The sequence below is a fragment of the Acidisphaera rubrifaciens HS-AP3 genome (assembly GCF_000964365.1).
Taxonomy (GTDB): domain Bacteria; phylum Pseudomonadota; class Alphaproteobacteria; order Acetobacterales; family Acetobacteraceae; genus Acidisphaera; species Acidisphaera rubrifaciens.
This window is the reverse complement of record NZ_BANB01000549.1, coordinates 1-11457: the sequence shown is the minus strand read 5'-3', so window position 1 is coordinate 11457 and position 11457 is coordinate 1. Positions and strand designations below refer to the sequence as shown.

Annotated in this window: 10 protein-coding genes; 5 read left to right on the top strand and 5 right to left on the bottom strand. The window is 69.4% G+C overall.

The features are described 5' to 3' along the window. Window positions 1-167: 167 nt before the first annotated feature. The 5 genes from B8460_RS14495 to B8460_RS14475 all read right to left on the bottom strand — a co-directional run bounded on the left by B8460_RS14495 (window position 168) and on the right by B8460_RS14475 (window position 3857). Entirely contained in the window at window positions 168-461 is a 294-nt protein-coding gene (locus tag B8460_RS14495; protein WP_148360619.1) for an HPr family phosphocarrier protein, read from the bottom strand. Further along, window positions 454-885, bottom strand: coding sequence for a PTS sugar transporter subunit IIA (locus B8460_RS14490; protein WP_048862324.1), 432 nt, complete (start codon window positions 883-885; stop codon window positions 454-456). Before B8460_RS14490 ends, B8460_RS14495 begins: the two co-directional genes overlap by 8 nt. A 158-nt stretch (window positions 886-1043) precedes the next feature. Then, window positions 1044-1997, bottom strand: coding sequence for an RNase adapter RapZ (gene rapZ / locus B8460_RS14485; RefSeq protein WP_241771200.1), 954 nt, complete (start codon window positions 1995-1997; stop codon window positions 1044-1046). Window positions 1998-2104: 107 nt separating this feature from the next. Next, complete coding sequence (locus B8460_RS14480) at window positions 2105-2524, bottom strand: HPr kinase/phosphorylase (protein WP_277813986.1); 420 nt, start codon at window positions 2522-2524, stop codon at window positions 2105-2107. A 109-nt stretch (window positions 2525-2633) separates the two neighbouring features. Continuing rightward, window positions 2634-3857: an AI-2E family transporter gene (locus tag B8460_RS14475; RefSeq protein WP_052945250.1), complete on the bottom strand. Its 1224-nt coding sequence runs from the start codon at window positions 3855-3857 to the stop codon at window positions 2634-2636. A gap of 618 nt (window positions 3858-4475) precedes the next feature. Between B8460_RS14475 and B8460_RS14470 the strand changes: the two genes are divergently transcribed. The 5 genes from B8460_RS14470 to mnmA all read left to right on the top strand — a co-directional run. Next, entirely contained in the window at window positions 4476-7769 is a 3294-nt protein-coding gene (locus B8460_RS14470) for a glycosyltransferase (protein ID WP_158322866.1), read from the top strand. A 47-nt stretch (window positions 7770-7816) separates the two neighbouring features. Further along, window positions 7817-8977: a class I SAM-dependent methyltransferase gene (locus tag B8460_RS14465; protein ID WP_048862320.1), complete on the top strand. Its 1161-nt coding sequence runs from the start codon at window positions 7817-7819 to the stop codon at window positions 8975-8977. A 72-nt stretch (window positions 8978-9049) separates the two neighbouring features. After that, on the top strand, window positions 9050-10222 hold the full coding sequence (locus B8460_RS14460; RefSeq protein WP_048862319.1) for a cysteine desulfurase family protein: 1173 nt from the start codon (window positions 9050-9052) through the stop codon (window positions 10220-10222). A gap of 22 nt (window positions 10223-10244) precedes the next feature. Then, window positions 10245-10577: a ferredoxin family 2Fe-2S iron-sulfur cluster binding protein gene (locus B8460_RS14455; protein ID WP_048862318.1), complete on the top strand. Its 333-nt coding sequence runs from the start codon at window positions 10245-10247 to the stop codon at window positions 10575-10577. 14 nt (window positions 10578-10591) lie between these two features. Next, the coding region (gene mnmA, locus B8460_RS14450) for a tRNA 2-thiouridine(34) synthase MnmA (protein ID WP_048862317.1) at window positions 10592-11457 on the top strand (866 nt) is incomplete at its 3' end.

Genomic DNA, 11457 nt, shown 5'->3' with positions numbered 1-11457 from the left:
GGCGGCGGCAGGCGCTGCATGCGCTTGTGCTGCGGCGGCGGCAGCTTCGGCGGGGGCGGGCCGGGGGCGTCCTTGCCGGTCACCGCCGTGGCGTGGCGGGGCGGGGCGACCGGCGGATCGGATTCGTCGGGTGTGGACATGCGGCCGCGCGGCTTGAGGGATGAAGGTCAGTCCTGCTCATGGAACCCGGCCTCCACCAGTGTCGCAAGCGCATCGAGTGCCTCGCGCGCGTCCCAGCCCTCCGCCCGCAATTCGATCGTGCTGCCCTGGCCGGCGCCGAGCATCATGAGGCCCATGATCGACTGCGCGGCGACGGTCTGGCCGTCCTTGATCACCTCGATGGAGGCGGCGAAGCGCTCCGCCATCGTCACGAACTTGGCGGCTGCCCGGGCGTGCAGTCCGCGGCGGTTCGGGATGATGACGCTCCGGCTGACGACGGGTGTGCCGCCGTCCTCAGCCACAGGTGCCGTTCTTCTGGCCGTCGCGCGCACAGGCGGGAAGATGCGAGGCGGCGGCGAGATATTTCCGCCCCGCCTCCTGCGCGCAGGCGACCGCGTCGGCGAGCGGGCGCGAGGATCGTACCTTCGCCAGCTTGACGAGCAGCGGCAGGTTGACCCCGGCGATCACCTCCACGCCCTTGCGGTCAAGCATCGAGATGGCGAGGTTGCTGGGCGTCCCGCCGAACATGTCGGTCAGCAGCACCACGCCGTCGCCGGTGTCGCACTCGCGCACGCAGCGCTCCACGTCCTCGCGCCGGCTCTCGATGTCGTCGTCGGGGCCGATGCAGACCGTATCGACGTTACGCTGCGCGCCGACCACATGCTCCATGGCCGACCGAAGCTCGTCCGCGAGCCGGCCATGCGTGACCAGAACGATACCGATCATCGCGCGGACCGTGTGCAGGATGACGGCGGGCGCGGCGAAAGCGCCGGGTCGTCGCCGTCGCCGTCGTCGTCGAGTCCGGCGCTCGTGTCCACGCGGCTGGCCGTCCCGACCGGTTTCGGCACGTCCTGCGGCACGTCCATTGTCGGCAAAGTTGGCATTCAGGCCTCCCGAGCCTGTGCCGGCGCATCCTCGCGGACGGCCGGCGGGGTCTTATGCGGTGCGTCGGCTGCGTGCGTGTCCGGCCCCGTCCGCCTGCTGCCCGTCCGTGCGGCGGCCGCAAGCTCCCGGTGCGTCACGTGAACACGCCAGCCCGTCTCTGAAAGGTCCTTCGCCAGGGTTTCGACCAGATGAACCGAGCGATGTCGCCCGCCGGTGCATCCGATCGCCACGGAGGCGTATTTCTTGCCCTCCTGGACGAAGCGGGGCAAGACCAGCGCTAACAGGGCTTTAATCCGGGCGTAAAACTCTTCGTAATCCCGGTCGGCCCTCACATAGGCGCCGACCGCCGGATCGAGGCCCGTCCGCTCCCGCAATGTGGGATCGTAGTGCGGGTTCCGCAAAAAGCGTGCGTCGAATACCAGATCCGCCTCGCGCGGCAGGCCGGCCGGATAGGCGAAGGAAATCAGCCCGAGCTGCATGCCTGCCCGGCCTTCCATGGCGGTGTCGCCGCCGTAGTGGCGTTCGATCACCGCGCGCAGGGACGCGAGTTCAAGGTCCGACGTGTCGATCACCAGCCCGGCCTCCCGCCGCAGCGGGGCGGTGAGCGCCTCCTCGGCCGCGATGCCTTCGGCGACCGGGGCCGCGGGCGCGAGGGGATGCCGGCGCCGCGTCTCGGTGTAGCGGCGGAGCAGTACCGCCGTCTCCGCCCAGACATACACCAGATGGGCTTCCAGCTCGGCGCGGGCCCGCAGCCGGGCCAGCGCGGTCAGCACCGCGGAGGCGTCGAACCCCTGCGTCCGGCAATCGACGCCGATCGCCAGTGGTCGGTCGGTCGAGCTGATAAGGGTGTCGATGAGCGTCAGCGGCGGGTTGTCGATCGCCTGATAGCCGAGATCCTCGAGGGCGCGCAGGATCGACGCCTTGCCGGCACCGGAAAGGCCGGTCACCAGCACGACGCGACGCGGGCGGCCGCCGGGCGCCTCGGCCCTGGGCTGAGAATGTGAGTCGCTCAAGGGGTCGCCTGATCGGTCGCCAGGGGGCGCGGCAGGCACGGCGCGTTTCATGCCGCGAAGGCGCCGGCGAGCATCGGCACCGCGCCCAGCGCGCAATCCAGCGCGAGGGCGATGCGGTCGGGTGCGCCCGGCCAGCCCGGGTTCAGTTCGACGACCGGCAGGTTCAGTGCCGTGTCGCGTGCCGGCGCCGGCAGGCGTGCGGGCGCGCCATCCGTCAGGCGCACCAGCAGGCGCAGGTGCGCCGCCGACAGATGGTCGAGCCGCACGATCCCGAGACCGCGCACCTCCAGCAGCCCGGCGAGGTCCGCCGGCGGGCGCGCGATGCCCGCCTCGATATCCACGCGGTCGTCTGCCACGAGGCGAAATCCATGACGGAGGAGTTGCAGCACGAGGCTGGATTTGCCGGCGCCCGGCGGCCCCGTCAGCAACACACCTGCATTCCCGCGCGCCGCGCAACTGCCATGCATCTGCATTGCGAACTCAGTGTGGTCCCGCGCGGGAGCAAAGGAAAGCCTGTCGGCCTCACGGTACGCTTTCGTGTTCGAGCGGCCGATGAATGACCTGGCTCTTGGCGCGTCAGGAGGGGACCCGGCCGTGCGGAAGATCGACGACGGGCTCCTTGGAGTCCCGGTCGGGCGGACCGCCGAGCAGGTGGCCGAGCGGCTTCAACGGATCGATCCGGTCGCAGATGATCTTGCCCACCGCAAGCAGGGGCACGGCCAGCAGCGCGCCGATCACGCCCCAGATGTAATCCCAGAAGAACAGCGAGCCGATCACCAGCACCGGGTTGAGGGTGAAGCGGTTGGCCAGCAGCATCGGGGTGACGGTCTCGCCCTCGATCACGTGGATGACGAGGTAGATCAGTCCCGGCACGGCGGCCATCCACAAGCTGTCGAAGCTGAACAGGCCGACGAAGAAGAAAATCACGATGCCGAGGAAGGGGCCAAGGATCGGAATGTAATTCAGCAGGAACGCGAGCGTGCCCCACAACAGCGGATCGGGCACGCCCAGCAGCCACATCGACAGCCCGGCGGCGGTGCCGACCAGCACGTTCATCATGCTGATGGTGGCGAGATAGCCGGCGACGTTCTGCTCGATTTCCTGCGCGATCTCGACCACCCGCCGCTTGTCGGCATAGGTCGGCATCACCTCCACCAGGCGGCGGAGCAGGGTGTCGCCCGCGCTCAGCATGAAGAACAGCAGCACAAGCAGCGTCAGGAGCTGACCCATCGCCGCGCCCGTGCCCTGCAGCACGCTCAGGCCGACACTGCCGATCGTCCCCATCAGGTTGGGATTGCTGTCCTGTCGGGCGGCGGCCTGTGGCGGGGCTTGCTGCATGGGGCCCTCGGCGACGTCGTGTGCCGGCGCCTGGCCTTCGCGCAGCAGGGACTCCAGTTCACGGACACCGCGCTCGGCGTAATGGATCGGGCCCGCAAGGCCGTGGAGACGTTTCTCCAGCAGTTTCACGCCGTCCGGGGCGCGGGCGATCCAGCCCGAGGCCGGGACCGAGACCGCCGCGCCAAGCCCGCCCACGATACCGAACAGCACGAGTATCAGTGCCAATGCCGCCAGCGGCGCGGGGATGCGCAGGCGGTGATGCAGGAGGTGCTTGGCGGGCTGCAGGACGAGATTGAAGACGGCCGCGATGATGAACGGCAGGATCAGCGCCGCGGCGACCTTCAGCGTATAGGCAACCGCAAGCGTCGCGAGGATGCCGAGGGCAATCGTCCGGCCGCGCTCCGCCGCATGGCTGACGGTGGCCGTCGCGGCGGGGATGGCGCGATCATCGTCCTGTGGCATGGCCAATACTCCTGCGCGGACCGATAGGACGGCGGGGGCAGCGGATGTGTCATGAATTCGCCGCGGTGGCCACTTCCAGGGGAAAGCCGTGGCAAGGCGGCCCGGCGCGGCGCGGCGCATCAGCCGCGGCCATTTGCACGACAAGGCAAGACAGTCAGATTTTTATCAAATCGCCTCAAAGTGGATGACGCGTCGCGATAATTTCGACGCAGCCGATCCGGCTCGACGCCACGAGTGCTCATAAAAATGAGCCGTTGGAGTAATTTGACGCAAAGTTAATCGGCCGCTAGCTGGGCTTTCGCGTGCCGGGTGGGGGCGCCCGCTAAGTGTCTTGGCGACCCGCGACTTCAACCCGGAATGGATAATGGGATCTCTGGCATGAAGCGTGCTAAAGCCGCGCTTGTTGGCACCCAGATCGCCGCCGCAGACGTCCTTGGCACCGTCATGACGTCTGAGCGGTCCGGCGGCCGCGACCCGGGGCGGCTTGGTCCGCCGGCGCGGACGGATCACCAGATCACGGCGGTCCGGGCGAAGGCGGCCACCGAAGGGGATGGGCCGACCGGGCGTCTCGCGCCGATGCACGGACCCGCGCCCTGCCGTGCCGTGAAAGCCTCGGGCGTGATCGCCGAACACCCCGCACCGGCCGCAGCGGAGACAACGGCCGACGCCGCCGATTCGCCCGCCGCACTCGACCCGGTGTCGCTCGCCAACGAGGGCGGACGGTTCGTGCCGGAGCTGTATCTTGCCCTCAATCCCGATGTGCGCGCCCTGATCGACGCGGGCGAGGTGGCCGATCCCGAAACGCACTGGCGCGCCACCGGCCTCGCCGACGAGACGGCCGGGCGCAGGCCGTCGGTGTTGCACGATCAGAGTTTGTATGCCGGCCTGCCGGAGGGTCTTCCGCAGCTGTTCGCCGAGGACGAGGTCGATCCGGACACCTATCTCTTTCTCCATCCCGACGTGCGCGGCGCCATCGGCCCCGACCCGGAGGCGGCGCGTCGTCACTGGCTCGATTTCGGCCGGGCGGAGGGGCGCGTGCCGGGCGGCGTCGCGCCGTTCCGCGATCGTCGCTGCAACGCCGGGCGGCTGCTGGCCAAGCCGTTCGGCATGAACGTCTACGGGTCGTTCGCAGCGCTCAGCGGGCTCGGGACCGCGGCGCGGGGGATGGTGCGCGCGCTGCACGCCGCCGGCATTCCGATCGCGCTTTGGAACCTCGACACCTCGCAGGGTCCCGCCCGGGTCACCGCTGCCGACCGGGCGCGCGGACCTATCTATCGGATCAACCTGATCATCGTGAACGCCGACCAGCTCGGCCGGACGCTCGGCCTGTTCCCGGACGGGCAGTTCGACGACGCCTACAATATAGGTGTCTGGCAGTGGGAGCTGCCGGCGTTCCGGCCCGACTGGTTTCCGTATTTCGGCGCGCTCGACGAGGTCTGGACGAACAGCGAGTTCCAGGTGACGGCCATGCGGAGCATGGCGCCGGTGCCGGTCCACAAGGTCCACCTGCCGGTCGTCGTCCCCGCCGTCCCGGTACCGGCCACGCGGGCCGATTTCGGCCTGCCCGAGGACGCGTTCGTGTTCCTCCTGCCCTTCGACGTCAGCAGCAGCGCGGCGCGCAAGAATCCGTTTGCCGCGATCGAGGCCTTCCGCACCGCCTTCGCGTCGGACACCAGCGTGTTTCTCGTCCTGAAATACCATTCCAGCCGCGGTGATCCGGCCTTCGTCTCGCAGCTGAACCGCGCGATCCGCGGCATGTCCAACGTCCGGGTGATTGCCGACAAGCTGTCCGCGGCCGAGATGGCGGGCCTGCAATCGGTCTGCGATGCCCTGATCTCGCCGCACCGGAGCGAGGGTTTCGGCCTCAACATCGCCGAGTGCATGGCGCTCGGCAAACCAGTGGTCGCGACCAACTATTCCGGCAACGTCGATTTCTTCGATGCCGAGGTTGGTTACCCGGTCGACTGGACGCTGGCCGAGGTCGGCCGTTGGACCGGGCCCTATAGTCCCAATTACAACTGGGCCGAGCCGCGCAAGGCGAGCCTGGTGGAGCAGTTGCGCGCGGTCGTCGCCGACCCGGCGGAGGCGGCACGTCGCGGGGCTGCGGCGGCACGGCGGATCGCGCGCGACTTCTCCGACGACGCGATCGGCGGCGTGATCCGCGAGCGGCTGCACAGCGTCAACCTCGATGCGAGTCCGGTGGGTTTTCTCGGGTGGGTGGGGGCATCCCGCGGGGCCGCGTTGGCACCCCTGGGCAAGCAAGCCCTGTCGCTCCCCTACCCGGGCGTCAGCCGCCTGCCGCTGCTCAGCGTGGTGGTGCCGGTGTGGGATGTCCCTGGCATGCTGCTGGAGGCCTGCATCCAGTCGGTGATCCGGCAGACCTATGGATTCTGGGAACTCTGCCTGTGCAACGACGGGTCCACGCGACCCGACACCCTGGCGGTGCTCGACCGCTACCGGGGCACGTCGCCGCGCATCAAGATACGCGATCTGCCGCGTAACAGCGGCATCGTGGGCGCGTCCAATGCCGCCGTGGAGATCGCCGCCGGGGAATATGTCGTGCTGCTCGACAACGACGACGAGCTGCATCCCGACGCGCTGATGGAGGTGGCGCGTGCGCTGAGCGCGCAGCCGGACATCGACTGTCTCTACACCGACGAGGATAAGATCGACGTCGCGGGCAACCGGATCGATCATTTCTACAAGCCCGACTGGTCGCCCGAGCATCTGGAGAGCGTGATGTACGTCCTCCACATGCTCGTCGTCCGGAAGCGCCTGATGCTGGACATCGGCGGTTTCCGCGATGGGTTCGACGGCGCGCAGGACTATGATCTGATGCTGCGCATCTCGCGTGCGACCGATCGTATCCACCACATTCCCCGCGCGCTGTATCACTGGCGCGCCATCCCTGGATCGGCCGCCGAGGTCGTGGACGCGAAGCCCGCGGCGCTGCTGGCCGGCCAGCGGGCGCTCGCCGAGCACGCGCGCGCCAAATACGGCGACACGACGCGTGTGGAGAAGGGTCTGACGGAAGGGACGTTCCGCGTGCGCCGCCCCCTGATGGGGCGTCCGCGCGTCTCGCTCCTGGTCCTCACCAACAACCAGCGCGGCGAGGTGCCGGGGAAGGGCGAGATGCCGTTCGTCGACAACTTCGTCCGCTCCATACGCGAGAAGACGAGCTATCCGAATTACGAGATCATCGTGGTGGACAACGGGCGGCTCGATGCCGGGCAGTTGGCCGAGTACCGCGACCTCGGCGTGACGATCGAGGACTATACCGGCGGCGTGACACCGTTCAACTTCGCGGCGAAGGCGAATTTCGCGGTCCGGCGCGCCCGCAGCGAGCATGTCGTGCTGCTCAACGACGACATGGAAGTCATCAGCGAGGACTGGCTGACCGCGCTGCTGGAGTTCGCGCAGGACCCGGAAATCGGCGTGGTCGGCGGCCGGCTGCTGCATGCCGACGGGTCGATCCAGCATGTCGGCACCGTGATCGGCGTCAACGGCGGGGCGGCGCATCCGTATCACTGTTTCCCGCGCCACTTCGTGGGCTACAACGCCTTCACCCATGTCATCCGCAACTATGCGGCGGTGACGGGGGCGTGCATGGCCACGCGGCGGAGCGTGCTGGCGCAGGTCGGCGGGTTCGATGAGGCATACGCGATCGACTACAACGACATCGACCTGTGCCTGCGGGTACTCGAGGTCGGGTATCGCATCGTCTATACACCCTTCGCCGAACTGTATCACTTTGAAGGCAGGTCGGCGCAGCGGACGACGCAGAACCCGGCCGAGGTCGCGGCGTTCCGCGCCCGCTGGAGCCGCTTCCTTGACAACGATCCCTACTACAATCCCAATCTCGCCCGCGATGCGCTTGACTTTTCCCTGCGCATGGATCGCCCGGCGGCATGAGGCAGCACCGCCGGCATCGGGACCTCCGGCGAAGGATGTGAGAACACATGCCGTGCTTCATCGATAAGCCGGACGGCGATGTCGGCTTCGGCGGCCTCGACGTCTATGGCTGGGTGGCCGCCCATGTGATGGAGCCGGAGATCCGGGTCACCGCCAACGGCCGGCGCGTACCCCATCTCCTGCATGACCGGCCCGATGTCCGGCGTATCCTCCCGCCCTTCGGCTTCGTCTCCGGCGTGTTTGCCCCGTTGACCGTCTTCGACCTCGATATGTGCGAGGAGGTCGAGATCGAGCTTTTCTGCGAGGGCGACGTCGTCTCCAAGCACTGCCTGCTGAAGCCCGAGGTAACGCAGGCCCGGGCCTCGGAGGAGACGCTGCGTCTCGCGGCGCGTGACAAAAGCCGCTCGATCCTGGCTTGCCCACGCTGCCGGTCAACGGCGATCCGCGGCCTTCTCGACGCGCCGCGCGTGACCTGTCCCGATTGCAACGAGGTGCTCAGCCAGGGCCACCGCGCGTTCAACATGATCTCCGACGCGCTCAAGATCAGTTCCCGCGTGACCGAGACGGACAACGTCTCCTCCAACCCCTATCCCAACGAGGTGATCGAGCTGATCGGCCGCGCGACGGCCGACGGGGGCTGGGTGCTCGACTGCGGCGCCGGGCGGCGACCGCGGCGCACGCCGCATGTCCTCAATGTGGAGATCGTGGATTACGGCTCGACCGACGTGCTGGCGGTGGGCGAATCGCTGCCGTTTGCCGATGCCAGCTTCGATGCCGCCGTCTCGCTCGCGGTGCTGGAGCACGTTCGTGATCCGTTCGCGTGCGCGCGCGAGCTTCTGCGGGTGGTGCGGCCGGGCGGCGAAATCCTGGCCGCCGTGCCGTTCCTCCAGCCGGTGCACGGGTTTCCGAACCACTTCTACAACATGACACAGCAGGGGCTGGAGAACCTGTTCGCGGAGGGCGGCGAAATCCTCGAATGCGTGGTGCCGCCCTATGGCCACCCGATCTTCGCCGTGCAGTGGCTGTTGCGGGAATACCTCGCCGGCCTGCCGGAAGGCGCGCACGAGGAGTTCGCGTCGATGACGATCGGCGAGGCGGCGATGATCGACCCGCGCGTCTATCTCGGCCGCCGCCCCGCGACGCAGCTCAGCGCCAAGGCACGGTCGATCGTGAGTTGCCTGAACACGGTGCGCGTCCGGCGTAAGTGATACCCGGCGGCACCGTGTGCCCCGCGCGGGTACGGGGATGCGGCGGGCGGGCGGGCCGCCTATCTTGCGTGGATGACCGCCACGCGCCCGCCGATCTATCTCGACAACCAGGCAACCACCCGGTGCGATCCGCGCGTGGTCGATGCCATGCTGCCCTGGTTTACCGAGACCTACGGCAATCCGCACAGCGCCGAGCACGCGATGGGGCGCGCGGCCGAGACCGCCGTCGAGGCGGCCCGCGCCGGGATCGCGGCGCTGATCGGGGCCGAGGCGCGCGAGATCGTCCTCACCTCCGGCGCGACGGAGAGCAACAATCTCGCCATCAAGGGCGCGGCCGGCCATGCGCGCCGCGCGGATGATCCCCGCCGCCGGATCGTGACGCTGGCGACGGAGCATAAATGTGTCCTCGAATCCGTGCGCGACCTCGCCGCGGACGGGTTCGAGCCGGTGGTTTTGCCGGTCGGTCGCGACGGTCTGCTGGACCTCGACCGGCTGCGGGCCGCCCTGGCGGTGCCGACGCTCCTGGTCAGCGTCATGGCGGCCAACAACGAGATCGGCGTGCTGCAGGACCTGCCCGCCATCGCCGCGCTGACCCGCGCGGCCGGCGCGCTGCTGCATACGGACGCGGCGCAGGCGGTGGGAAAGGTGTCGGTCGATGTCGGCATCGGCATCGATCTGCTGTCGATCAGCGGCCACAAGATCTACGGGCCGAAGGGTGTGGGCGCGCTGTATGTCCGCCGCCGCCCGCGGGCACGGATCGCGCCGCTGTTCTCCGGCGGCGGGCAGGAGCGCGGTTTGCGCTCCGGCACCCTGCCGGCCCCGCTGATCGTCGGGCTGGGCGCCGCCTGTCGCATCGCGGCCGAGGAACGGGCGGCGGAGGCAGCGCGGGTCGGCGTCCTGCGTGACGACGTGTTCGCCCGGCTGGCCGCGGCGTTGCCGGGGCTGCGGGTCAACGGCAGCCGCACCGCCCGGCTGGCCGGGAACCTGAACGTCACATTCCCGGCGGCCCGCGCCCTCGACATCATGGCTGCGGCCCCGGCGCTGTGCGTCTCCACCGGCTCGGCCTGCAGCTCGGCCGCCATCGAACCGTCCTATGTCCTCGCGGCGATCGGGCTGTCGGCGGACGAGGCCGCGCGCACCTTGCGCATCGGCATCGGACGCTTTACCTCCGCCGCCGACGTGGCGCAGGCAGCCGAGCTGCTGATCGCCGCCCACGCCGTCTGCGCGGACCGCGCGGCGGCCTGAACCGGAACAGGCCCGACACCGCATGCCGACCATGACTTTTATCGAGCGCGACGGCACGAGGCGCGAAGTGGACGCCCCGCTCGGCCTGTCGGTGCTGGAGATCGCCCACAAGCACGACATCGACATCGAGGGCGCGTGCGAGGGGTCGCTGGCCTGCTCCACTTGTCACGTGATCGTGGACCCGTCCTGGTTCCGCCGGCTCGCCAAGCCGACCGAGGACGAGGAGGACATGCTCGACCTCGCCTTCGGGCTGGAGGAGACCTCCCGCCTCGGCTGTCAGATCGTGATGACCGAGGCGCTGGACGGGCTCGTCGTGCGCCTGCCCGCCGGCACGCGGAACATGCTGGCCGGTTGATCCGGCCCGTTCCCATGCGTGTCCTGGTGGCCATGAGCGGCGGGGTGGACAGCAGCGTGGCCGCCGGCCTGCTGGTGGAGGCCGGGCACGAGGTGATCGGCGTCACGCTTCAGCTGTACGACCACGGCGCGGCGGCCGGCCGGCGTGGCGCCTGCTGTGCCGGCCAGGACATCCACGACGCCCGGCGTGTCGCCGATCGTCTGGGCATTCCTCACTATGTCATCGATGCCGAGCAGCGGTTCCGCGATGCCGTGATCGCTGATTTTGCCGATACCTACGCGGCGGGCGAGACGCCGGTGCCCTGCGTGCGGTGCAACCAGACCGTGAAGTTCGCGGACCTGACGGCGCTGGCGGGCAGCCTGGGCGCCGAGCTTCTGGCGACGGGTCATTACGTGCGGCGGCTGGACGGACCGGACGGGCCGGAGCTGCATCGCGCGGCGGATCTCCGGCGCGACCAGAGCTGGTTCCTGTTCGCGACGACGCCCGCGCAGCTCGCGCGGTCGCTGTTCCCGCTCGGCGACATGCCCGACAAGGCGACGGTCCGCGCCGAGGCGGCGCGTCTGGCGCTGCCGGTCGCCGACAAGCCGGACAGCCAGGACATCTGCTTCGTCCCGTCCGGGAGCTATGCCGACACGGTCGGCCGGCTGCGCCCCGATGCGCTGCTGCCGGGCGACGTGGTGGACGAGACGGGCGCCGTGCTCGGGCGCCATGACGGGATCGCGCGGTATACGGTGGGCCAGGCCAAGCGTCTCGGCGCCGCCGCGGCGGGCCGCGTCGTGGTCGGGCTGGACGCGCCCGGCCGGCGCGTCGTCGTCGGCCCGCGCGGCAGCGGGCATCGCGCGGTCCGCCTGCGCTGCGTCAACCGTCTCGCCCCGCTCGG

Excerpts from the sequence above, each read along its gene's own strand:
- B8460_RS14490 (WP_048862324.1), bottom strand. The coding sequence starts at position 885 with ATGATCGGTATCGTTCTGGTCACGCATGGCCGGCTCGCGGACGAGCTT.
- B8460_RS14480 (WP_277813986.1), bottom strand. The coding sequence starts at position 2,524 with ATGCATGGCAGTTGCGCGGCGCGCGGGAATGCAGGTGTGTTGCTGACG.
- B8460_RS14475 (WP_052945250.1), bottom strand. The coding sequence starts at position 3,857 with ATGCCACAGGACGATGATCGCGCCATCCCCGCCGCGACGGCCACCGTC.
- B8460_RS14465 (WP_048862320.1), top strand. The coding sequence starts at position 7,817 with ATGCCGTGCTTCATCGATAAGCCGGACGGCGATGTCGGCTTCGGCGGC.
- B8460_RS14460 (WP_048862319.1), top strand. The coding sequence starts at position 9,050 with ATGACCGCCACGCGCCCGCCGATCTATCTCGACAACCAGGCAACCACC.
- B8460_RS14455 (WP_048862318.1), top strand. The coding sequence starts at position 10,245 with ATGCCGACCATGACTTTTATCGAGCGCGACGGCACGAGGCGCGAAGTG.